Annotated in this window: 19 protein-coding genes and 2 pseudogenes; 13 read left to right on the top strand and 8 right to left on the bottom strand. The window is 74.3% G+C overall.

What is annotated here, in order from left to right; translation table 11 throughout:
* Nucleotides 1-94 precede the first annotated feature (94 nt).
* From ABD350_RS16060 to ABD350_RS16050, 3 genes and pseudogenes are all read right to left on the bottom strand, one after another.
* Nucleotides 95-1,114: a LacI family DNA-binding transcriptional regulator gene (locus ABD350_RS16060; protein WP_344348769.1), complete on the bottom strand. Its 1,020-nt coding sequence runs from the start codon at nt 1,112-1,114 to the stop codon at nt 95-97.
* A gap of 54 nt (nt 1,115-1,168) precedes the next feature.
* Nucleotides 1,169-2,336: pseudogene (locus tag ABD350_RS16055) on the bottom strand (BNR repeat-containing protein).
* Between the two features lie 15 nt (nt 2,337-2,351).
* A complete protein-coding gene (locus ABD350_RS16050; protein WP_344348768.1) occupies nt 2,352-2,672 on the bottom strand; it encodes an L-rhamnose mutarotase in 321 nt (106 codons plus the stop codon).
* A gap of 376 nt (nt 2,673-3,048) precedes the next feature.
* On the opposite strand from ABD350_RS16050, the gene rhaI reads away from it, so the two are divergent.
* The 7 genes from rhaI to ABD350_RS16015 all read left to right on the top strand — a co-directional run bounded on the left by rhaI (nt 3,049) and on the right by ABD350_RS16015 (nt 12,019).
* Nucleotides 3,049-4,209, top strand: coding sequence for an L-rhamnose isomerase (rhaI, locus tag ABD350_RS16045; protein WP_344348766.1), 1,161 nt, complete (start codon nt 3,049-3,051; stop codon nt 4,207-4,209).
* Nucleotides 4,210-4,318: 109 nt separating this feature from the next.
* Nucleotides 4,319-6,358, top strand: coding sequence for a bifunctional aldolase/short-chain dehydrogenase (locus tag ABD350_RS16040; RefSeq protein ID WP_344348765.1), 2,040 nt, complete (start codon nt 4,319-4,321; stop codon nt 6,356-6,358).
* Entirely contained in the window at nt 6,355-7,818 is a 1,464-nt protein-coding gene (locus ABD350_RS16035) for a rhamnulokinase (protein WP_344348764.1), read from the top strand. The genes ABD350_RS16040 and ABD350_RS16035 overlap by 4 nt, the downstream gene beginning before the upstream one ends.
* Nucleotides 7,819-7,911: 93 nt before the next feature.
* Nucleotides 7,912-8,667 carry a (Fe-S)-binding protein gene (locus ABD350_RS16030; RefSeq protein ID WP_344348763.1) on the top strand — a complete coding sequence of 252 codons (756 nt, stop codon included), beginning with the start codon at nt 7,912-7,914 and terminating at the stop codon, nt 8,665-8,667.
* A complete protein-coding gene (locus ABD350_RS16025; RefSeq protein ID WP_344348762.1) occupies nt 8,664-10,142 on the top strand; it encodes a LutB/LldF family L-lactate oxidation iron-sulfur protein in 1,479 nt (492 codons plus the stop codon). Before ABD350_RS16030 ends, ABD350_RS16025 begins: the two co-directional genes overlap by 4 nt.
* Complete coding sequence (locus tag ABD350_RS16020; protein ID WP_344348761.1) at nt 10,139-10,780, top strand: LutC/YkgG family protein; 642 nt, start codon at nt 10,139-10,141, stop codon at nt 10,778-10,780. Before ABD350_RS16025 ends, ABD350_RS16020 begins: the two co-directional genes overlap by 4 nt.
* Nucleotides 10,781-10,864: 84 nt before the next feature.
* Nucleotides 10,865-12,019 (top strand): ATP-binding cassette domain-containing protein, encoded by a 1,155-nt coding sequence (locus tag ABD350_RS16015; protein WP_344348759.1) that lies wholly within the window; start codon nt 10,865-10,867, stop codon nt 12,017-12,019.
* Between the two features lie 6 nt (nt 12,020-12,025).
* Here ABD350_RS16015 and ABD350_RS16010 read toward each other — a convergent pair whose 3' ends face one another.
* The 3 genes from ABD350_RS16010 to ABD350_RS16000 are packed head-to-tail and all read right to left on the bottom strand — an operon-like array spanning nt 12,026 to nt 14,354.
* A complete protein-coding gene (locus ABD350_RS16010; protein WP_344348758.1) occupies nt 12,026-13,006 on the bottom strand; it encodes an ABC transporter substrate-binding protein in 981 nt (326 codons plus the stop codon).
* Entirely contained in the window at nt 13,003-13,677 is a 675-nt protein-coding gene (locus ABD350_RS16005; RefSeq protein ID WP_344348757.1) for an ABC transporter permease, read from the bottom strand. Before ABD350_RS16005 ends, ABD350_RS16010 begins: the two co-directional genes overlap by 4 nt.
* Complete coding sequence (locus ABD350_RS16000) at nt 13,674-14,354, bottom strand: ABC transporter permease (RefSeq protein WP_344348756.1); 681 nt, start codon at nt 14,352-14,354, stop codon at nt 13,674-13,676. Before ABD350_RS16000 ends, ABD350_RS16005 begins: the two co-directional genes overlap by 4 nt.
* A 226-nt stretch (nt 14,355-14,580) precedes the next feature.
* Between ABD350_RS16000 and ABD350_RS15995 the strand changes: the two genes are divergently transcribed.
* From ABD350_RS15995 to ABD350_RS15985, 3 genes are all read left to right on the top strand, one after another.
* On the top strand, nt 14,581-15,438 hold the full coding sequence (locus ABD350_RS15995; protein WP_344348755.1) for an AAA family ATPase: 858 nt from the start codon (nt 14,581-14,583) through the stop codon (nt 15,436-15,438).
* Entirely contained in the window at nt 15,435-16,796 is a 1,362-nt protein-coding gene (locus ABD350_RS15990) for a vWA domain-containing protein (protein ID WP_344348754.1), read from the top strand. Before ABD350_RS15995 ends, ABD350_RS15990 begins: the two co-directional genes overlap by 4 nt.
* Nucleotides 16,797-16,910: 114 nt before the next feature.
* Complete coding sequence (locus ABD350_RS15985) at nt 16,911-17,888, top strand: D-cysteine desulfhydrase family protein (RefSeq protein ID WP_344348753.1); 978 nt, start codon at nt 16,911-16,913, stop codon at nt 17,886-17,888.
* A gap of 22 nt (nt 17,889-17,910) precedes the next feature.
* Here the strand turns inward: ABD350_RS15985 and ABD350_RS15980 are convergent.
* Nucleotides 17,911-18,012 (bottom strand): annotated as a pseudogene (locus ABD350_RS15980) (cupin domain-containing protein); the annotation flags it as partial.
* A 240-nt stretch (nt 18,013-18,252) separates the two neighbouring features.
* Between ABD350_RS15980 and ABD350_RS15975 the strand changes: the two are divergent.
* On the top strand, nt 18,253-18,819 hold the full coding sequence (locus ABD350_RS15975) for a GNAT family N-acetyltransferase (protein ID WP_344348752.1): 567 nt from the start codon (nt 18,253-18,255) through the stop codon (nt 18,817-18,819).
* On the top strand, nt 18,786-19,082 hold the full coding sequence (locus tag ABD350_RS15970) for a type 1 glutamine amidotransferase family protein (protein ID WP_382466858.1): 297 nt from the start codon (nt 18,786-18,788) through the stop codon (nt 19,080-19,082). Before ABD350_RS15975 ends, ABD350_RS15970 begins: the two co-directional genes overlap by 34 nt.
* 256 nt (nt 19,083-19,338) lie before the next feature.
* Here ABD350_RS15970 and ABD350_RS15965 read toward each other — a convergent pair whose 3' ends face one another.
* Nucleotides 19,339-19,770, bottom strand: coding sequence for a MarR family winged helix-turn-helix transcriptional regulator (locus ABD350_RS15965; protein ID WP_344348751.1), 432 nt, complete (start codon nt 19,768-19,770; stop codon nt 19,339-19,341).
* 227 nt (nt 19,771-19,997) lie between these two features.
* Between ABD350_RS15965 and ABD350_RS15960 the strand changes: the two genes are divergently transcribed.
* The gene (locus ABD350_RS15960) at nt 19,998-21,398 is read left to right on the top strand and encodes a DHA2 family efflux MFS transporter permease subunit (protein ID WP_425584190.1); all 1,401 of its coding nucleotides are present in this window, start codon (nt 19,998-20,000) and stop codon (nt 21,396-21,398) included.
* Nucleotides 21,399-21,415 lie beyond the last annotated feature (17 nt).

The following is a 21,415-nucleotide window of genomic DNA, read 5'->3' as shown; positions in this document are numbered from 1 at the left end:
TCTCCCGGGACGGGCGGTACGGACGGGTCCCAGTTCAGCACATGAGCGCGCGCGGGCCCCACCCCGGGATCACGGCCGGGCGCCGGACGGGCCGTCAGCGCGCGACCAGGCTGGAGCGGCGCACCACCAGCTCCGGCTGGAGCACCACCCGGCGGTGCTCGTGGGTCCGCTCGCCCCGCTCGGTCTCCTCCAGCAGCAGTTCGGCGGCGAGGGCGCCCAGGGTGACGGCGGGCTGGCGCACGGAGGTGAGCGGGACGGCCGCCGCGGCGGCGAACTCGATGTCGTCGTAGCCGACGATCGCCAGGTCGTCGGGGACGGTGACGCCCGCCGCGTACATGGCCTGGAGCAGCCCGAGGGCGAGCAGGTCGTTGGCGCAGAAGACGGCGGTGGGACGGTCGGCGAGGCCGAGCAGCCGGGCGCCCGCGTCCCGGCCCGCGGCCACGTCGAGGCGTTCGGTGGGCAGTTCGCGCAGCGCCTCGGGCCCGAGCCCGGCCTCCGCGAGGGCGGACAGCGCGCCGGTGCGCCGGTCGCGGACCTGGTTGAGTCCGGGCGGCCCGCTGACGTAGGCGATCGAGCGGTGCCCGGCGTCCACCAGGTGGCGCACCGCGAGCGCGCCGCCGGTGACGTCGTCCACCGAGACCGAGCACTCGGTGGTGCCCTCGGCGACCCGGTCGACCAGCACGAACGGGATGCCGTGCCGGCGGAAGGCGGCGATGTTGCGGCCGGTGGCATCGGCCGGCGTGAGCAGCACGCCCCGCACCCGCTGCTCGGCGAAGAGCGACAGGTACTCGGCCTCCTCGGCCGCGTCCTGGGCGCTGTTGCACACCATCACGCCGAGCCCCGCCTCCCGGGCGGCCCGTTCGGCGCCGCGGGCCACGTCCACGAAGAAGGGGTTGCCCATGTCGAGCACGAGCAGCCCCATGATCCGGCTGCGGCCGGCCCGCAGCTGGCGCGCCGACTCGCTGCGGACGTAGCCGAGCCGGTCGATCGCGGACAGCACCCGGGCCCGGGTCTCGCCGGCGACGGTGTCCGGGCGGTTGATGACGTTGGACACCGTGCCCACGGACACTCCGGCGGCGCGGGCGACGTCCTTGATACCCACCGACTGGGCCATCGGGCTTCGGACCTCCAGGGGACGGGATGCGGCGGGACGAGCCTCACATTACCGTCACGCCGGCAGGCCGAAGTCGGCCACGTACAGCGGCGAGGGCGTCGTACCGGCGGACTTCTCCTGGTACATGAACGACAGGACGTTGTCCGCCGCGATCCGGGTCTCGTCCACCACCACCTCGCCGAAAGCGTTCAGTCCGGCGCCGTCGAACAGCAGCGTCCAGTCGGTGTAGCCGGAGGCCGCCGAGGCGGTGGCGATCCGGCCGTAGGGCAGCACGGCGTAGGCGTTGTCGTGGCGGTCCAGGACCAGCCTGGTGCGCTGGCTGGAGCGGAGCGGGACGGGGATCTCGGTCTTCAGCCAGGCGCCGGAGGCGGTCTTGCGCAAATGGTGGGCGCGGGCGTGGGCGGTGCGGGCGGCGGCGTAACCGGTGGTCGCCGGGCCGAGGCGGACGGGGAGGTGGCTGATGACCGCGTGCGGCCGGCCGGCCGAGTCGACGCACTGGCTCTCCTGGTTCATCAGGCAGTGGTCCGGGCCCAGCGGGTCCACCACCAGGCCGGTGCCGGTGACGTGGACCCGGTCCGGTCCGCCGGTGGTGCCCACCGCGGCACCGGCGTCGTCGTGCCAGGTCCGGCCGCGGTCGTCGGAGAAGACATAGCCGGTGTCGTGGTTGGTCGGTCCGCCGGTGCCGCGGAGGACGGCCGGGTCCCGCTCCCGCCAGGTGAACAGGGCGTGCTGCCGGCCGCGCCGGTCGTAGTCGAGGCCGTGCGGATACATGCTGCGGGTAGGTGAACCGGTCGGTGAGCGGGAGGCCGTCCAGGGTGGTCCCCACGGCTCCGAAGGCGGACGGGCCCCAGGCGGTGCCGGAGGGGTCGTCCAGGAGCCCCGCGACGGACTTGACGTAGTGGAAGCCGTCGCTGTGGGAGTCGAGGTTCGGGTGCAGGCGGCCGTCCGCCGGGGAGACGCCCACGCAGATGACGTTGTGGGAGTCGTCGGCCTTCAGCCGGTGGGGCAGGGTGACGGCCGACCAGGTGGCGGCGCCGGTCCTGCGGCGGGCCACGACCGCCTCGCGGCTCGCCGTGTACCAGACGGCGTACTGGTGGCCGCGGTGGGTCGACAGGCCGTACTTCTGGAAGGAGTTGGTGTTGACCAGGCCGTCGCAGGAGACGAAGTACAGGGCCCGGGGGTCGAGCAGGGTGCGGGCCGGCCCGGTCGGCGAGAGTCCCATCCGTGCGGCTCCCGGTCAGGCCAGGTGGAACACTTCGGTGAGCGGTCGCATGGCCTCGTCGGGCCGGGCGCCGTCCAGGGACTCGAAGAAGGGTGCCATCTCCTTCTGCCAGCGGGCGTTGACCTCGGTGGCGGCCATCCGGGCCCGGGCGGCGGCGAAGTCCTCGGTCTCCAGATAGCCGACGAGCAGGCCGTCCTCGCGCAGGAACAGCGAATAGTTGTGCCAGCCGGTCGTCTTCAGGGCGTCGAGCATCTCCGGCCAGACGGCCTCGTGCCGCGCCCGGTACTCGTCGAGCCGGTCCGCCCTGACCTTCAGCAGGAAGCACACGCGTCGCATGAACAGGCCCCGTCCCCTCGGAAGTGGTACCCGGCCGATGGCGCGGGCGTCGAACACGGCCGACCCACCGAGGTCGGTCACGCCGTTCCCGCCGGAGGGCGCATGCGGTGCCCGCGAAGGGCCCGCCGGGCCGTCCACCGGGTCATGAAAGGTTTCAAGTGGATTGCCGGGACCGTAGGCACCGCGGCCAGGTCCCGTCAATGGGCCCGTGCCGAAAAAGTGCCGCACCGGGGCGAACTATTGGGCGATGACGGGGCGGTCGCGTCGGGCCGCGTCGGCCGGATCGCTTGACACCCCTGGTGACGGCCCCTAGCTTGCCGTTCTGAATCGTTTCATACGCTCGGTCCGTCCGCCCGCCACCCACAGGAGCCCTGAAGTGACCGACCTCGCCGCGGTGAAGGCCGCGCTCAAGACCCAGGCCGTCGAGACGCCGTCGTGGGCGTACGGGAACTCGGGCACCCGGTTCAAGGTGTTCGCGCAGGCCGGGGTGCCGCGCTCGCCGTGGGAGAAGCTCCAGGACGCGGCGCGGGTGCACGCGGTCACCGGGGTGGCGCCGTCGGTCGCCCTGCACATCCCCTGGGACACCGTGGAGGACTACGCGGCGCTCGCGAAGTACGCCGAGGAGCGGGGGGTACGGCTGGGCACGGTCAATTCCAACACCTTCCAGGACGACGACTACAAGCTGGGCAGCATCTGTCACCCGGACGCGGCGGTACGGCGCAAGGCGGTGGACCACCTGCTGCGCTGCGTCGACATCATGGACGCCACCGGGTCCCGCGATCTGAAGCTGTGGTTCGCGGACGGCACCAACTACCCCGGGCAGGACGATGTGCGCGCCCGCCAGGACCGGCTGGCCGAGGGGCTGGCCGAGGTGTACGCGCGGCTCGGGGAGGGGCAGCGGATGCTGCTGGAGTACAAGCTCTTCGAGCCGGCGTTCTACACGACCGACGTCCCGGACTGGGGGACCGCCTACGCCCACTGCCTCGAACTCGGCGACAAGGCGCGGGTGGTGGTGGACACCGGGCACCACGCGCCGGGCACCAACATCGAGTTCATCGTCGCCACGCTGCTGCGCAAGGACAAGCTCGGCGGGTTCGACTTCAACTCGCGGTTCTACGCCGACGACGACCTGATGGCGGGGGCGGCGGACCCCTTCCAGCTGTTCCGGATCATGTACGAGGTGGTGCGCGGCGGGGGGTTCACCTCCGAGGTCGCCTTCATGCTCGACCAGTGCCACAACATCGAACCGAAGATCCCGGCGGTCATCCGGTCCGTGATGAACGTTCAGGAGGCGACGGCCAAGGCGCTGTTGGTCGACCGGGCGGCGCTGGCCGAGGCACAGGCCTCGGGGGACGTGCTGGGGGCCAACGCGGTGCTGATGGACGCCTACGACACGGATGTGCGGCCGTTGCTTCGCGAGGTGCGCGAGGAGATGGGGCTGGACCCCGATCCCGTGGCCGCGTACGCCCGGTCCGGGTGGGCCGAGCGGATCGCCGCCGAGCGGGTCGGGGGCGAGCAGGCCGGCTGGGGGGCGTGAGCGTCTGCCGGGTTCCTGTGCCGTCGCGGGGTGCGGGCCGTCTTCGGCCGGCCGCGCGGTTCCCCGCGCTTCTTCGTAGCGTCCCCTCTCCTGGAAAGAACCGATAGCCATGACCACCCACCCCTCGGTCGCCGATCTCCTCTCCCGCTCGCACCGCCTCGGCTCCGACCCCCGCAACACCAACTACGCCGGCGGCAACGCCTCCGCGAAGGGCACCGCCGTCGATCCCGTGACCGGAGGTGATGTGGAGCTGATGTGGGTGAAGGGGTCCGGGGGCGACCTCGGGACGCTCACCGAGGCCGGGCTGGCCGTGTTGCGGCTGGACCGGCTGCGGGCCCTGGTGGACGTGTATCCCGGGGTGGAGCGCGAGGACGAGATGGTCGGGGCCCTCGACTACTGCCTGCACGGCAAGGGCGGGGCCGCGCCCTCCATCGACACCGCCATGCACGCCCTGGTCGACGCCCCGCACGTGGACCATCTGCACCCGGACTCCGGTATCGCCCTCGCCTGCGCGGCCGACGGGGAGAAGCTGACCGCCGAGTGTTTCGGGGGCCGCGTGGTGTGGGTGCCGTGGCGGCGGCCCGGTTTCCGGCTCGGGCTGGACATCGCCGAGGTCAAGCGGGCGAACCCGCGGGCCGTCGGATGTGTGCTCGGCGGGCACGGCATCACCGCCTGGGGCGAGACGTCCGAGGAGTGCGAGCGCAACTCGCTGTACATCATCCGGACCGCCGAGGCCTTCCTCGCCGAGAAGGGCAGGGCGGAACCGTTCGGGCCGGTCGTCGCGGGATACGAGGCGCTGCCCCGGGCCGAGCGCAGGGAGCGGGCCGCCGCACTCGCGCCGTACATCAGGGGTCTGGCGTCACAGGACCGGCCGCAGGTGGGGCACTTCACCGACTCCGAGGCGGTACTGGACTTCCTGGCCCGCGCCGAGCACCCCCGGCTGGCCGCCCTCGGCACCTCCTGCCCCGACCACTTCCTGCGCACCAAGGTACGGCCGCTGGTGCTGGACCTGCCGCCGGCCGCGCCGCTGGAGGACGCCGTCGCCCGGCTGAAGGAACTGCACACCGCCTACCGGGAGGAGTACGCCGCCTACTACCGGCGGCACGCCCTGCCCGGCTCCCCCGCCATGCGCGGTGCCGATCCGGCCGTCGTGCTGGTCCCCGGGGTCGGCATGTTCAGCTTCGGCAAGGACAAGCAGACCGCCCGGGTGGCCGGCGAGTTCTACGTCAACGCGATCCATGTGATGCGGGGCGCCGAGGCGGTCTCGTCGTACGCGCCGATCGAGGAGGCGGAGAAGTTCCGCATCGAGTACTGGGCGCTGGAGGAGGCCAAGCTGCGGCGGATGCCCGCGCCCAAGCCGCTCGCCACGCGGGTCGCGCTGGTGACGGGGGCGGGCAGCGGGATCGGGAAGGCCATCGCGCACCGGCTGGTGGCGGAGGGGGCGTGTGTCGTCGTCGCCGACCTGGACGCCGAGGGCGCGGCGCGGGTCGCCGAGGAGCTGGGCGGGCCGGACCAGGCCGTCGCGGTCACCGTGGACGTCACCTCCGAGGAGCAGATCGCCGCCGCGTTCCGCTCGGCGGTGCTCGCCTTCGGCGGGGTCGACCTGGTCGTCAACAACGCCGGGATCTCCGTGTCCAAGCCGCTGCTGGAGACCACCGCCCGGGACTGGGACCTCCAGCACGACATCATGGCCCGCGGCTCGTTCCTGGTGTCCCGGGAGGCGGCCCGGGTGATGACGGCGCAGGGACTGGGCGGCGACGTCGTGTACATCGTCTCGAAGAACGGTGTCTTCGCCGGGCCGAACAACATCGCCTACTCCGCCACCAAGGCCGACCAGGCCCACCAAGTGCGCCTGCTGGCGGCCGAGTTGGGTGAGCACGGAATCCGGGTGAACGGGGTCAACCCGGACGGTGTGGTGCGCGGCTCCGGCATCTTCGCCGGGGGCTGGGGCGCGCGGCGGGCCGCCGTGTACGGGGTACCGGAGGAGAAGCTGGGCGAGTTCTACGCGCGGCGGACCCTCCTCAAGCGCGAGGTGCTGCCCGAGCATGTGGCCAACGCGGTGTTCGCGCTGACCGGCGGCGACCTCACGCACACCACCGGGCTGCACATCCCGGTCGACGCGGGTGTGGCGGCCGCGTTCCTGCGATGAGCGCGGGCGTGAAGGCGTACGCGGCCGTCGACCTGGGCGCCTCCAGCGGGCGGGTCATGGTCGGCCGGGTGGGCCCGGACTCGGTGGAGCTGACCGAGGCGCACCGGTTCCCGAACCGGCCGGTGCGCCTCCCGGAGGGCCTGCGCTGGGACATCCTCGCGCTGTACGGCGGTGTCCTGGACGGGCTGCGGGCGGCGGGCGCCCGCTGCGGCGGCCGGCTCGCCTCCGTCGGCATCGACGGCTGGGCGGTCGACTACGGCCTGCTGGACACCGACGGGGCACTGCTCGGCAATCCGGTCCACTATCGCGACGCCCGCACCGAGGGGGTCGCGGAGAAGGTGTGGGCGACCGTGCCGGCGGCGGAGCTGTACGCGGCGACCGGCATCCAGTACGCGCCGTTCAACACGCTGTACCAGCTCACGGCCGAACGCTCGACCGCCCGGTTCGCGCGGGCCGCGCGGGTGTTGCTCGTCCCGGACCTGCTGGCGTACTGGCTCACCGGCGAGCAGGGCACCGAGCTGACCAACGCCTCCACCACCCAGCTCCTCGACCCCCGGACCCGGACCTGGGCGTACGGGCTCGCCGACCGGCTGGGCATCGACCTGGCGCTGTTCGCGCCGCTGCGGCAGCCGGGCGATCCGGCCGGGGCCCTGCGGCCCGAGGTGCTGGCGGAGACCGGCCTGCGCGGCCCGGTGCCGGTGACGGCGGTCGGCTCGCACGACACCGCGTCCGCGGTGACGGCCGTCCCGGCGACCGGGGAGCGGTTCGCCTACATCTGCACCGGCACCTGGTCCCTGGCCGGCCTGGAGCTGACCGCGCCGGTGCTGACCGAGGAGAGCCGGGCGGCGAACTTCACCAACGAGCTGGGGCTGGACGGCACGGTCCGCTATCTGCGCAACATCATGGGGCTGTGGCTGCTCCAGGAGTGCGTACGGGCCTGGGGGGAGCCGGACCTGGGGCTGCTGCTGCGGGAGGCGGCGGCCGTGCCGACGCTGCGCTCGGTGGTGGACGCCGGGGACGCGGCGTTCCTCGCGCCGGGCCGGATGCCGGAGCGGATCGCCGAGGCGTGCCGGTCGTCGGGGCAGCCGGTGCCCGTCACCCGGGCGGAGGTGACCCGGTGCATCCTGGACTCGCTGGCCCTCGCCCACCGGCGGGCCGTGCTGGACGCGGCCCGGCTCGCCGACCGTCCGGTGGACGTGGTGTACCTGGTCGGCGGCGGCACCCGCAACGCGCTGCTGTGCCAGCTGACGGCCGACGCCTGCGGGCTGCCGGTGGTGGCGGGCGCGACCGAGGCGGCGGCCCTGGGCAATGTGCTGGCGCAGGCCCGCGCGCACGGACTCGCCGGCGACCTGCCCGCGCTGCGCCGGCTGCTCACCCGCACCCAGCCGCTCACCCGGTACACGCCCCGGGGGGACACCGGCCGGTGGCGGGCGGCCGAGGCTCGGCTCACCGCGCGGTGAGCCGCGCTCTCCCCGCGGCCGCACCCCGCCGACTACCCTGCACTGGTCCGATGATCCGTTTCCCCGTCCGACCACCGACACCGAGGAGCCGCGATGCGTGTCGCCCTGTTCCTGACCTGTGTCAACGACACGCTGTATCCGGACACCGGCCGGGCCGTGGTGAAGCTGCTGACCAGACTGGGTGTCGACGTCGACTTCCCGATGGGCCAGACCTGCTGTGGGCAGGCGCACTACAACACCGGCTACCGCCATGAGGCCGAACCGCTGGCCCGGCACTTCTCCGATGTCTTCGGCGAGTACGAGGCGATCGTGACCCCGTCCGGGTCGTGCGGGGCGATGGTGCGGGAGCTGTATCCGCGGCTGGGTGAGCGGGCCCGGGCCGAGGGGCGCGGGGACGGGCTCGCCCGGACGCTGGCGCCGGTGGTACCGAAGACGTACGAGCTGACGGAGTTCCTGGTGGATGTGCTCGGGGTGACGGACGTGGGCGCCTACTACCCGCACAAGGTCACCTATCACCCGACCTGTCACGGGCTGCGCGGGCTCGGGCTCAAAGACCGGCCGCGCCGGCTGCTGAAGGCGGTGAAGGGGCTGGAGCTGGCCGAGCTGCCGGGGGCCGAGGAGTGCTGCGGGTTCGGCGGCACGTTCGCGGTGAAGAACGCCGCGGTGTCGGCGGCGATGGGCGTGGACAAGGTGCGCAACGCGGAGTCGACGGGCGCCGGGGTGCTGTGCGCGGCCGACAACTCCTGTCTCATGCACATCGGCGGCACGATGAGCCGGCTGGGCAGCGGCATGCGGCCGGTGCACATCGCGGAGATCCTGGCGAGCACGGAGGAGGAACCGGCGGTATGAGCGGAACGTTCGTCGGCATGCCGGCCTTTCCCCAGGCCGCTCGGGGCGCCGTCCACGACTCCACCCTGCGCGGCAACCTTCGCCACGCCACGCACACCATCCGTGCCAAACGAGCCAGGGCGGTGGGCGAGTTGTCCGACTGGGCCGAGCTGCGCGAGGCGGGCCGGCGGATCAAGGACCACACCCTGCGCCATCTCGACCGGTATCTGGAACAGCTGGAGGAGTCGGTCACCGCGGCCGGCGGCACGGTGCACTGGGCGGCCGACGCCGAGGAGGCCAACCGGATCGTCACCGAACTCGTCGAGGCCACCGGCGAGTCGGAGGTCGTCAAGGTCAAGTCGATGGCCACGCAGGAGATCGAGCTGAACGAGGCCCTCGCGGCGGCGGGCATCCGCGCCTACGAGACGGATCTCGCGGAGCTGATCGTGCAGTTGGGCGAGGACCGCCCCTCGCACATCCTCGTCCCCGCCATCCACCGCAACCGGGGCGAGATCCGGGACATCTTCGCGCGGGAGATGCGGAAGTGGGGCCGGCCGGCGCCCGAGGGCCTGACGGACGCGCCCGCCGACCTGGCCGAGGCGGCCCGGCTGCACCTGCGGGAGAAGTTCCTGCGGGCGAAGGTGGGCATCTCCGGCGCCAACTTCATGGTCGCCGAGACCGGCACGCTCGTGGTCGTCGAGTCCGAGGGCAACGGCCGGATGTGCCTGACCCTGCCCGAGACGCTGATCTCGGTCGTCGGCATCGAGAAGGTCGTGCCCACCTGGCGGGACCTGGAGGTCTTCCTGCAGACCCTGCCCCGCTCCTCGACCGCCGAACGCATGAACCCGTACACCAGCATGTGGACCGGCACCACGGACGCCGACGGGCCGCGCGCCTTCCACCTGGTGCTGCTCGACAACGGCCGCACCGACACCCTCGCCGACACCGTCGGCCGCCAGGCGCTGCGCTGCATCCGCTGCTCGGCCTGCCTGAACGTGTGCCCGGTGTACGAGCGGGCGGGCGGGCACGCCTACGGCTCGGTCTACCCGGGCCCCATCGGCGCCATCCTCAGCCCCCAGCTGCGGGGCACGGCGAGCGAGATCGACGCCTCCCTGCCGTACGCGTCGTCGCTGTGCGGGGCCTGCTACGAGGTGTGCCCGGTCGCCATCGACATCCCCGAGGTGCTGGTGCACCTGCGGGAGCGGGTGGTCGAAGGCGGCCCGGCCGTGCGCCGGGGCAACAAGGTGCTGCTGAAGCCGGCGAAGGGGCACGCGGCCGAGCGGGCGGCGATGCGGGCGGCGCGCTGGGCGTTCGCCCACCCCGGCGCCCTGCGCGCGGGCCAGCGGCTGGCCTCCCGGACGCGCCGGCTGCACCCGCGCACCCTGCCGGGACCGGGCCGGGCGTGGAGCGGCGCACGGGATCTGCCGGCCGTACCCGCGGAGCCCTTCCGGGACTGGTGGCAGCGCACGCGTGGTGGAAAGGACGGCGGCGAGTGAACGGCAGGGAGCGGATCCTGGGCCGGGTGCGGCGGGCCCTCGCGGACGTGCCCCCGGACGAACGGCCCTACGAGGAGGCCGTGCCCCGGGAGTATCTGCGCGCGCACGGGGAGCGGACCACCGGGGAGACGGTGGAACTGCTGGCGGAGAACCTGGCGGACTACCGGGCGATCGTGCACCGCGCCGACGCGGAGGAACTGCCGATGCTCGTCAGGCGGCTGCTCGCCGAGCACGGCTCCCAGGAGGTGCTGGTCCCGCCGGGCCTGCCGTCGGGGTGGCTGGCCGCGGCGGACCCCGTGCGGATCCATGACCGGGCGGCCTCCACCGCCCTGCGCCTGGACCGGGTGGACAGCGTGGTGACCGGCTGTGCCGTGGCGATCGCCGAGACCGGCACCCTCGTGCTCGACGGCTCCCCGGACCAGGGCCGGCGCCGGATCTCGCTGATCCCGGACCACCACATCTGCGTCGTCCGCGTCCCGGACCAGGTCGTCTCCTCCCTCCCGCAGGCCCTCGAACGCCTCGATCCGGCCCGCCCGCTGACCTGGATCTCGGGTCCGTCGGCCACCAGCGACATCGAACTGGACCGGGTGGAGGGCGTACACGGCCCCCGCACGCTGGAGGTGATCCTGCTCGGCTGACCTCCTCGGTGCGCACACCGCCGGGGTCCGCCGGTCGGGGCACGGCCGGATGAAGGCCCGGGGCCGCTGCCGTAGCGTGGGTGGATGATCCGGTTCGAGCAGGTCACCAAGCGGTACCCGGACGGTACGACGGCCGTGGACGGCCTGTCCTTCGAGGTCGCCGGGGGCGAACTGGTGACCCTCGTCGGGCCGTCCGGGTGCGGCAAGACGACGACCATGATGATGGTGAACCGGCTCGTCGAGCCGACCTCCGGCCGGATCCTCGTCGACGGCCGGGACATCGCCACCGTCGACCCGGTGCGGCTGCGCCGCCGCATCGGGTACGTCATCCAGCAGGTGGGCCTCTTCCCGCACCGCACGGTCCTCGACAACACCGCGACCGTGCCCGCGCTGCTCGGCTGGAAGCGGGCGAAGGCGCGGGCCCGGGCGGCCGAGCTGCTGGACCTGGTGGGCCTGGACCCGAAGACGTACGGGCCGCGCTACCCGCACCAGCTGTCCGGCGGGCAGCGGCAACGGGTCGGCGTGGCCCGCGCGCTGGCCGCCGATCCGCCGGTGCTGCTGATGGACGAGCCGTTCGGCGCGGTCGACCCGGTGGTGCGCGAGCAGTTGCAGGACGAGTTCCTGCGCATGCAGGCCGAGGTGCGCAAGACGGTGCTGCTGGTCACGCACGACATCGAGGAGGCCGTCCGGCTCGGCGACCGTATCGCCGTGTACGGGCAGGGCCGGATCGAGCAGTCCGACACGCCCGGCGCGGTCCTCGGGGCGCCCGCCACGCCGTACGTCGCCTCCTTCGTGGGCGCCGACCGGGGGCTGAAGCGGCTGTCGGTCACCGCGATCGAGCCGGACGACCTGGAGCAGCCGCCGGTGGCCCGCCCGGACGAGCCCGCCGGCCGGGCCCGGGAGCGGCTGCGCGGCGAGGGCGCCCGGTGGGCGGTGGTCCTGGACGCGGACGGTGATCTGCACGGCTGGGTCGGCATCGGGGAACTGGCGGCGGGCGGCACGGTCGGGGACCTGGCCCACCGGATGACCGCCTGGGTGCCGGTCGGGGCGCCGCTGAAGCAGGCGTTCGGGGTGATGCTCCAGCACGACGCCGGGTGGGTGGCCGTGCTGGACGGGGCGCGGTTCCTCGGCGTGCTGACCCCGGCGAAGCTGCACGAGGCGCTGCGCCGCTCGGTGGACGCGGACGCGCGCGGGGTGGCGCGGGGGCAGGTGCCGTTCGACTCGGTGACGGACGCGTGAGGCCGGTTACCCGATCAGCCCCTTGTCCCGCAGATAGGCGCGGGCCACGTCGGCGGGCAGCCGGCGCGCGCTGTCGACCTGCCGGTTCACGGCGGCCAGGTCGGCGGTGGTGAGTACGTCGTCGAGCCGGCCCAGGGCCTTCGCCACCCGTGCGCCGCCCGCGCGGGCGCGGTTGACGACCGGGACGACGTGATCGGCGTTCTGCAGCCGCTTGTCGTCGGCGAGCAGGACCAGGCCGAAGGAGTCGAGGGTGGCGTCGGTGGTGGTGGTCAGCACCATCTGGTCCCGGCCCTGCTGCACGGCCCGTTTGGCCTGGGTGGTGCCGACGCCCTTGGGATCGATCCCGGTGATGTCGATGCCGTACACCTTCCGCAGGCCCGGGGCGCAGTACGGCCGCCGTACGCACTCGTCGCCCGCCGCGAGCCGCACCGGCAGTCTCCGGGCGCCGAGGTCGCTGAGGGTCTTCAGGCGGTGCCTGCGGGCGTAGTCGGCGGTCACCGCGAAGGCGTTCTGGTCGACGGCCCGGCCCGGCGGGAGCACGGTCAGGCCGCGGGGCGTGGCGAGGGCGCGCAGGGCCTTCATCGTGGCGCCGAGGTCGGGCGAGCCCACCGGGGGCGCGGCGGCGCCGTGCGTCTTGGCGTTCAGCCAGTCGGCGAAGGTGGCCGCGTACTCGGGTACGACGTCGATCCGGCCGGCTTCCAGGGCCGGTTCGTACAGTTCCCGGTTGGCGACCGTGAGGAGGGAGGTCCGGTATCCGGCCTCGTCGAGCAGCAGGGCGTACAGCCGGGCGAGCAGGTCGCTCTCGGTGAAGCCGGCCGAGCCGATGGTCAGCCGGCGGCTGTCGCCGGGGGCGGCGGTGATCCGGCCGCGGTCCTCCAGGGCGGGGCCGGCGGCGCAGGCCCCGAGGGGCAGCAGGGCGAGCAGCGCGAGGGCCGCACGGGCGAGGGCGGTGAGCGCGGCGGGGCGGGGGGTCTGCTTGCCTCTCATGGCCGGCCGCCCCTCGCCCGGGCCGGCGCCAGACGCTCGGCGAGTTCGAAGACGGCCTCCACCACGAGGGCGAAGGCGGCGACGAGGAACGCGCCCGCGACCACCTGGGGCGTGTCGGCCAGGTTGAAGCCGGCCGTGATGATGCGGCCGAGGCCGCCGCCGCCCGCGAGCGCGGCGAGGGTGGCGGTGGCGACGAGCTGGACCGCGGCGATCCGGACCCCGTTCAGCAGCAGGGGGAGCGCGAGGGGCAGTTCCACGTGGAACAGCAGTTGACGGCCGGTCATCCCCATGCCCCGGGCGGCCTGTACGACACCGCGGTCGACCTCGCGCACGCCGACGTAGGCGTTGGTGAGCAGCGGCGGTACGGCGAACAGCACGAGGGCGACCACGGTGGGGCCGTCGCCCCACCGGCCGACGGGGGTGAGCAGCAGCAGGACCAGGACGGCGAAGGTGGGCACGGCCCGGCCGGCGTTGGCGAGGTTCACGGCGAGCGCGCCGCCCTTGCCGAGGTGGCCGAGGACCAGCGCGACGGGCAGGGCGATCGCACAGCTCGGCAGGAGGCAGACGACGGTGAGCGTCAGGTGCTGGAGCAGCCGGTGCCCGATGCCGTCCTCGCCCGGCCAGTGCGCGGGGTCGGTGAGCCAGTCCCAGGCGGCTGCGAGGGTGCTCATGCGCGGGCCGCCCTGGTCCAGGGGGTGAGCAGCCGCTGCACGCCCAGCAGGAGCAGGTCCGCGGCGACGGCGATCAGCACGCACAGCACGGACGCGGTGAGCACCTGGGCCTTGAAGTAGCTGTTCATGCCCGCGTAGATGAGGTTGCCGAGGCCGCCGTAGCCGACGATCGCGCCGACCGTGGCCAGGGAGACCGCCGAGACGGTGGCGATGCGCAGGCCCGCCATGGCGGCGGGCAGGGCGAGCGGCAGCTCCACGGCGAGGAGCAGGCGGACGGGGCCGTAGCCGAGGCCGCGCGCGGCCTGCCGGGTCTCCTCCGGGACGGCGCGCAGGCCCGCGAGGATGTTCCGGACCAGCACGGTGAGCGAGTACAGCGCCAGCCCGGCGACGACGAGGGCGGCCGACAGGCCGTACAGGGGCAGCAGGAGGGAGTACATGGCCAGCGACGGGATGGTGTACAGGACCGTCGTCACGGCCAGGACCGGGCCGGCCGCCCGGCCCCGGCGGCGGGCCAGCACCGCGAGCGGCATCGCGACGGCGAGGCCGATCAGTACCGACAGAAAGGTCAGCTGGAGGTGCTGGACGACCGCGTCGAGCAGGATGTGCCGGCGGGTGCTCAGATAGACCCCGCAGATCCACTCGTTGCGCGTGAGGCAGTCGTCGGGGGGCGGGGTCACGGGTCCATTGCAGCGGGCGGGGGCGGGCGGGGCGCGTTGTGGTGGGCCGGACGGGGGTGCCGGCCGGGGTGCCGGCCGGGGAGGCGGTGGGCGTGGCGGGGGGTGGGCGTGGGGATCGGAGCAGACCGTGGCGCGGGGGCTGAACAAGCGCTTAGATAGGGCCGGAACGTTTCCCTGGGGCCCGCTCCCAGGATCCGCGCTGCTCCCGACCCGCCGGAGGCCCCCGTTGTTCACGTCCGTCGACGACGTCTCCGTCCGCCTCGCCGAGACCGGATATCTCGCCTCGCCCGCCATCGCCACCACCGTGTTCCTCGCCGCCCGCCTGGGCAAGCCGCTGCTGGTGGAGGGGCCCGCCGGGGTCGGCAAGACCGAGCTGGCCAAGGCCGTCGCCCAGGTGACCGGCGCCCGGCTGGTACGGCTCCAGTGCTACGAGGGCGTGGACGAGTCCCGGGCCCTGTACGAGTGGAACCACGCCAAACAGCTGCTGCGCATCAGCGCGGGCCGTGACGAGAGCTGGGACGAGACCCGGACCGACATCTTCAGCGAGGAGTTCCTGCTCCCCCGCCCGCTGCTGACCGCCATCCGCGGTGACGAGCCGACGGTGCTGCTCATCGACGAGACCGACAAGGCCGACATCGAGATGGAGGGCCTGCTGCTGGAGGTGCTCGGCGACTTCCAGATCACGGTCCCCGAACTGGGCACGGTCACCGCCACCCGCCGCCCGTTCGTCGTCCTCACCTCCAACGCCGGCCGGGAACTGTCCGAGGCGCTGCGCCGCCGCTGCCTGTTCCTGCACATCGGGTTCCCGGAGGAGGAGCTGGAGCGGCGGATCGTACGGCTGAAGGTGCCGGGCCTCGACGAGGCGCTGACCGCGTCGGTGGTGCGGGTGGCCGGGGCGCTGCGCGCGATGGACCTGCGCAAGGCGCCGTCCGTCGCCGAGACCGTCGACTGGGCGCGCACCCTGCTGGCCCTGGGCGCCGGCACCCTGGACGAGAGCGTCGTACGGGACACCCTCGGGGTGCTCCTCAAGCACCAGGAGGACATCCGGAAGGCGGCGGCCAAGCTGGACCTGGGCGCGCTGTGAGCGCCGTCGCCGACCGGATCACCGGTCTGGTGGGGGCGCTGCGCGCGCACGGGGTGCGGATCGGCACCGGGGAGAGCGTGGACGCGGCGCGGGCGGTGGAGGCGCTGGGCCTCGCCGACCGGGAGCTGCTGCGCGAGGGGCTGGCCGCGACCCTGCTGCACGGTCCGGAGCAACGACCCCTGTTCGACTCGGTGTTCGACCTGTACTTCCCGCGCGGTGTCGGCGGTCCGCGGAACGCTTCCGGGGGCCGGGACGAGCTGCGCGACCGGCTCGCCGAGGCGCTGGCCGCCGACGACCGGGCACTCATGGCCCGGTTGGCGGCGGAGGCGGTCGACGGACTGGGCGGCTACGGGAGTTCACCCGGCTCGGACGGCTGGTCGGCGTACCAGACCCTGGAACGGCTGCGCCCGGGGACCCTGTTGGCCCGGGTACGCGCCGGCATCCGTGGCCCGGGCGGCAGCGGGGCGGGCGGGGCGGACTTCGCGGACCGGCTGCTGGATGACGAGATCCGGCGCCGCGTCGAGGAGTTCCGGCGGATGGTCGGGACGGAGGCGCGGCGCCGGGTGGCGGAGCGGCGCGGGCGGGACGAGATCGCCCGGCGGGGCGTCCGGCCGACCGCCGACCGGGTCGACTTCCTGTACGCCGGCCGGGACCAGCTCGCCGAACTGCGCAGGACCGTCCAGCCGCTGGCGCGCAAGCTGGCCACCCGGCTGGCCGCGCGCCGCCGCCGGGCCGCGCGCGGCACCGTCGACCTGCGCCGCACCCTGCGCTCCTCGCTGTCCACGGGCGGGGTGCCGATACGGCCGGTGCTGCGCCGGCGCCGCCCGGTCCGCCCCGAACTGGTGCTGCTGTGCGATGTGTCCGGCTCGGTGTCCGGGTTCTCCGACTTCACCATGCTCCTCGTCCAGGCGTTGCACGAGGAGTTCACCAAGGTGCGTGTGTTCGCCTTCGTCAACCGGCTGGACGAGGTCACCGGCCTGCTCGGCCACGGCCGTGCCGACCCGGACGGGCTCGGCGCCCGCATCCGCGCCGAGGCCACCCTCACCGGCTGGCACGGCAGCAGCGACTACGGCATGGCGCTGGGCGAGTTCGCCGAGCGGTACGGCGGCGCGGTCGGCCCCCGTACGACCGTGTTCGTTCTCGGGGACGCCCGGACCAACATGAGCGACCCCAACCTCGCCGCCGTACGGGACATCGCCCGGCGGGCCCGGCGCGTCCACTGGCTCAACCCCGAGCCGCGCGACCGCTGGGGCACCGGCGATTCGGCGGCGCCCGCGTACGCCGGTCTGGTGGACATGCACGAGTGCCGCACGGCCCGGCAACTCGGCGCGCTGATCGCCCGGTTGCTGCCGGTGTGAGGCGGGTGCTCCGGGGCGTGCCCGCCGGTGCGGGGTGACGGCGGGCGGCCCGCCGTGATCGACTGGCCGCGACGGCACCCCCACCCGCGCCGGTCACCGACCCGAGGACATGCGATGAGCCAGCACCCGCCCGTGCCGCTGGGCACCTTCCCCACCCCCGTCGAACCGGCGCCCCGGCTGGCCGCCGCGCTCGGGCTGGGCCCGGACGACCTGTGGGTGAAGCGGGACGACCTGACCGGCCTGGGCGGCGGCGGGAACAAGGTCCGCAAACTGCAGTGGACGGTGGGCGCGGCCCTCGCCGAGGGCGCGGACACCCTGGTGACGACCGGTGCCCCGCAGAGCAACCACGCCCGGCTGACCGCCGCCGCGGGCGCCCGGCTGGGGCTGGACGTCGTCCTCGTCCTGCGCGGCTCCCCGGGCGGTTCACGCTCCGGCAACCTCGCCCTGGACGGGCTGTTCGGGGCGCGGCTCGCCTGGGCCGGCGACGTGGACCGGGCCGCGCTGGACGCGGCGGCCGACGAGGTCTGCGCGCGCCTGCGGGCCGCCGGTGCCCGTCCGGCGCTGATCCCGTTCGGCGGCTCCAGCGTCCTGGGGGCCAGGGGCTACGCGGGCTGCGGGGCGGAACTGCGCGAGCAGGTGCCCGACCTGCGTACGGCGGTGGTCGCGCTCGGCTCGGGCGGCACCATGGCGGGGCTGGTCGCGGCCCTGGGCAGCCGGTCGGTGCTCGGTGTCGACGTGGGCGCGCTGACCGGCCCGGCGGCCGCGGTGGCGGAGTTCGCCGCGCCGCTCACGGAGGAGGAGATCACGCCGGAGGGGCTGCGGGTGCGCCGGGACCAAGTGGGCGCCGGGTACGCGGCCCTGACCGGCCCGGTGACGGAGGCGCTGCGGCTCGCCGCCCGCACCGAGGGCCTGGTCCTGGACCCGACCTACACGGGCCGGGCCCTGGCCGGCCTCCGCGCCGCCGTCCGGGACGGCGACATCCGCCCGGGCGAGAAGACGGTCTTCCTCCACACCGGCGGCCTGCCGGGCCTCTTCGGCCACCCGGCGGCGGTGACCTTCGCGGAGGACGGCGCGACCCCCTTCGAAGCGTGACCGCCGCCGGCCGGAGACGCTCCTACTCCTTGGCGTACTCGTTCGCCATGGTCCCCGCGAAGTCGTGGATCACGACCTGCTCGTCACCGACCACCCAGGCGTCGTGGCCGGGCGGGCACATGACGGTGTCCTCCCTTCCGGCCGCTCACCGCGGCCGGGGCCGGCCAGCGTCCCCCGGCGGCCTCGGACGGCACCGGCGCTGCGGCGGCGGCCGTACCCCACCCCACCATCGTCGGCTCCGCTCCCCCGCCCCGCCAACCAGGTGAAGGACGGCGTCGGGACCCCACGGCCGGCGGGGCGGGCACCGGCCGTAGGCTGGCGTACCGCATGCCCCGCTCCTGTCCCCGACCACCCGAAGGTGACCATGTTCGCGCTCTCTCTCGGTGACGACGGCGCCGAGCTGTGCCCGCTCCCGCCCTGGCAGGCCGAGGAGTTCCTCGCCCATATGGACCGGGGGCGCGCGTTCATCGGGCGGTTCAACGGACTGCCGGACGTGGTCACCGACCCGGCGTCCAGCCGGGCGTTCCTGGAGGCGTACGCCCGGAAGGAGGCGGCCGACGCGGGGCTCATCCGGGCGATCCGCCTCGACGGCACCCTGGTCGGCGCGGTGATCCTGCGCCGGCTGGACGTCGCCCAGGGCACGGCGGAGGCGGGTTGCTGGCTGGAACCGGACGCGGTGGGCCGGGGCCTGGTGACCCGGGCGGCGCGGCGGCTGATCGACTGGGCGGTCCGGGAGCGGGGCGTCCACCGGGTGGAGTGGTGGGTGTCGTCCGGCAACGCGCCCAGCATCGCCGTGGCCCGCCGGCTCGGCATGCGCAAGGAGGCGGTCCTGCGGGACAGCCACCTCCACCGGGGCGAACGGCACGACGAGGAGATCTGGGCGGTACTGGCCCCCGAGTGGACGGCCGGCCCGGCGGCCGACGCGGCCTGACGGCGGCCTCCCCCTCGCGCGCCGCCCGCAGGGCCTTCGCCGGTTACCGCGCGACCGCCTTCACCAACGAGGAGGAGATCCAGGGCGGGCCGGCCGGGCAGGCCGAGCGGCTGTTGCGGGACCGGCTGACCGAGGCGGGCGTAGCTGTGCGCGCGAGCGGGCCGTGGACGCCGCACGCGGTGGTGGACCGCAACCTGATCACCGGCCGGAACCCGGCGTCCTCGGCTCCGGCCGCGAAGGAACCAGTGAAGCTGCTGGGCTAAGCCCCCCTTGGTCGGCCGAGGGTGGACCGCACCACCTGGGGGCCCCGCGCCGGAAGGCGTGAGGAGCTCACCGGCCGCCTGCCGCCGCCCGACGGCCGGGCCCTGCCGGTACGGGACAGTACCGGCTACGACGGTGACGGCCGGCCCGGTCCCCTGCCGGGCAGCCCGCCGCTGACCCACGATCGGCTGCGCGCGCCGATACCGCGTCCGGTACCGGTGGCCGGCTGACGGCGGCCCGGCGCCACCGGGAGGGCACTCAGCCCGTGTTCTCCCGGATGCGGGCCAGCAGAGCCCGCAGCTGCTCGCGTTCGGCCGTGTCCAGGGTCGCCGTGGCCTCGGCGAGGGCGAGGCGGTCGGTCTCCTCCGCCTCGCGGTGGCAGTGCAGCCCGTCCTCGGTGAGGCGCAGCAGGAACGCGCGCCGGTCCGTGGGGTGGCGCACCCGCTCCACCAGGCCGTCGCGTTCCAGGCTGTCCACGATCGTGGTGGTGGTGCGGGCGGCGATCCCGGCCATCTCGCCGAGGTCCCGCATCCGCAGCGGTTCCGGCGCCCTGGCCAGCATGCGCAGGGCGCGCAGCCGGGCCACCGACGCCCCCTTCTCCCGCAGCCGGGCCTCCACGAACTGCCGTAGTCGGTTGGTCGTCTCGTACAGCTCGTCGATGAGGATGTCGCTGCTGCCGTGCACTGCCATGGTGCCCAGTCTCTCCTGTCCCGCAGGGCCGGGCGCCTCGCACCCCGCCCTGCCGCGGCGACGGCCTGTTGACGGCCCGTCAAGCCCCGTCCCCCCACCGTACACGCGGAAAGCCATATCCTGAGCAACAACATAGTGCGTATGCTCAGCATATGCGCCGTCCCTCACTGCCGTTCGCCCTGCCGTCGCTCAGCCAGCGCCTGGTCGTCCCCGTCGTCTGCGTCAGCGTGACGTTCATCGCGATCGTCGACGGAGCTATCACCACCGTGGCCCTGCCCTCGATCGCCCGTCAGTTCCATTTGACGACCGCCGCACTGGACGGCGTGGTCGTCGCCTACCCGGTCTGCCTGGCCATGGCCATCCCGGCCTCCGCCTGGCTGGTCGAGCGGTTCGGCGGCAAACGCGTCCTGCTGGCCGCCCTGGTCGCCTTCCTCGGCTCGTCCCTGCTGTGCGGGGCGGCGGCCGGGCCCGGTCAGCTCGTCGCCTACCGCGCGGTGCAGGGACTGTCGGCAGGCGTCCTCTTCCCGGCCTCCGCCGCGCTGCTGTTCGGCACCTTCACCCCCGCCGAACAGGTGCGGATCTCCCGCTACATGATCGTTCCGCAGCAGATCGCCCCGGCCGCCGCCCCCGTGCTGGGCGGGCTGCTGGTGGACCACCTGTCCTGGCGGTGGGTGTTCTACGTCAACCTGCCGGTGGGGCTCCCGGCCGTCCTGTTCGGCGCGCTGTTCCTGGCCGGCGACCGCGGCGGCCGGCCCGGCCGGTTCGACCTGCCCGGACTGCTGCTGAGCGCGGGCGCCCTGGGTACCGTGATGTTCGGCGTCTGCGAGGGACCCAACCGCGGCTGGTCCTCCCCCGCCGTCCTCGGCTGCCTGGTCCTCGGCACGGTGCTGCTGGCCGCCGCCGCCACCTTCGAACTGCGCACGGCCCACCCCCTGCTGCGGCTGCGCCTGTTCACCGACCGGCTCTTCCGGGACACCAACCTGATCAATCTGGTCGGCCTGATACCCATCATGGGCGCCCTGTACCTCGGCCCGCTCTTTCTCCAGCAGGCGCAGGGCCGTACCGCGCTGGAGTCGGGCCTGACCACCTTCCCCGAGGCGTTCGGCGTCCTGCTGACCGTGCAGATCACCGGCGCGCTGTACGCCCGGGTCGGCCCGCGCCTGATCGTCGGCTGCGGGCTGGCCGGGGTGAGCGCGACCCTGGTGCTGCTCGCCACGTGCGACGCCGGCACCGGTCTGTGGGCCGTCCGCGCCTACATGTTCCTGTTCGGAGCCGCGATCGGCTGCTTCTTCATCCCCACGACGGTCGCCTCGCTGGCCACCATCGACCGGGCCGACCTGGCCCAGGCCACGATGCTGAACACCGTGGTGCGCCAGACCGGCGGCGCGCTCGCGCCGGCGGCGGTGACCACGGCCCTCGTCCTCGGCACCCCGTCGGGCGCCGCCACCGCCCCGCCCGTCGCCGCGTACCAGCACGCCTTCCTCGCCCTCGCCGCGATCGCGGCGGCCACGGCGGTCTTCACCTTCACGATGCCCGACGGCGCCGCCCGCGCCGCCGCCCGCGGCGGTGCCGAGGCGTCCGGCCGGCCCGCCCTCCTGCGGCGCCGACGGGACCGGGTCGGCGCCTGAGCCCTGCCGCGCCGGCG

It is taken from the genome of Streptomyces nogalater, assembly GCF_039532885.1.
Classification (GTDB): Bacteria; Actinomycetota; Actinomycetes; order Streptomycetales; family Streptomycetaceae; genus Streptomyces; species Streptomyces nogalater.
This window is presented reverse-complemented; position numbering and strand designations above follow the sequence as displayed.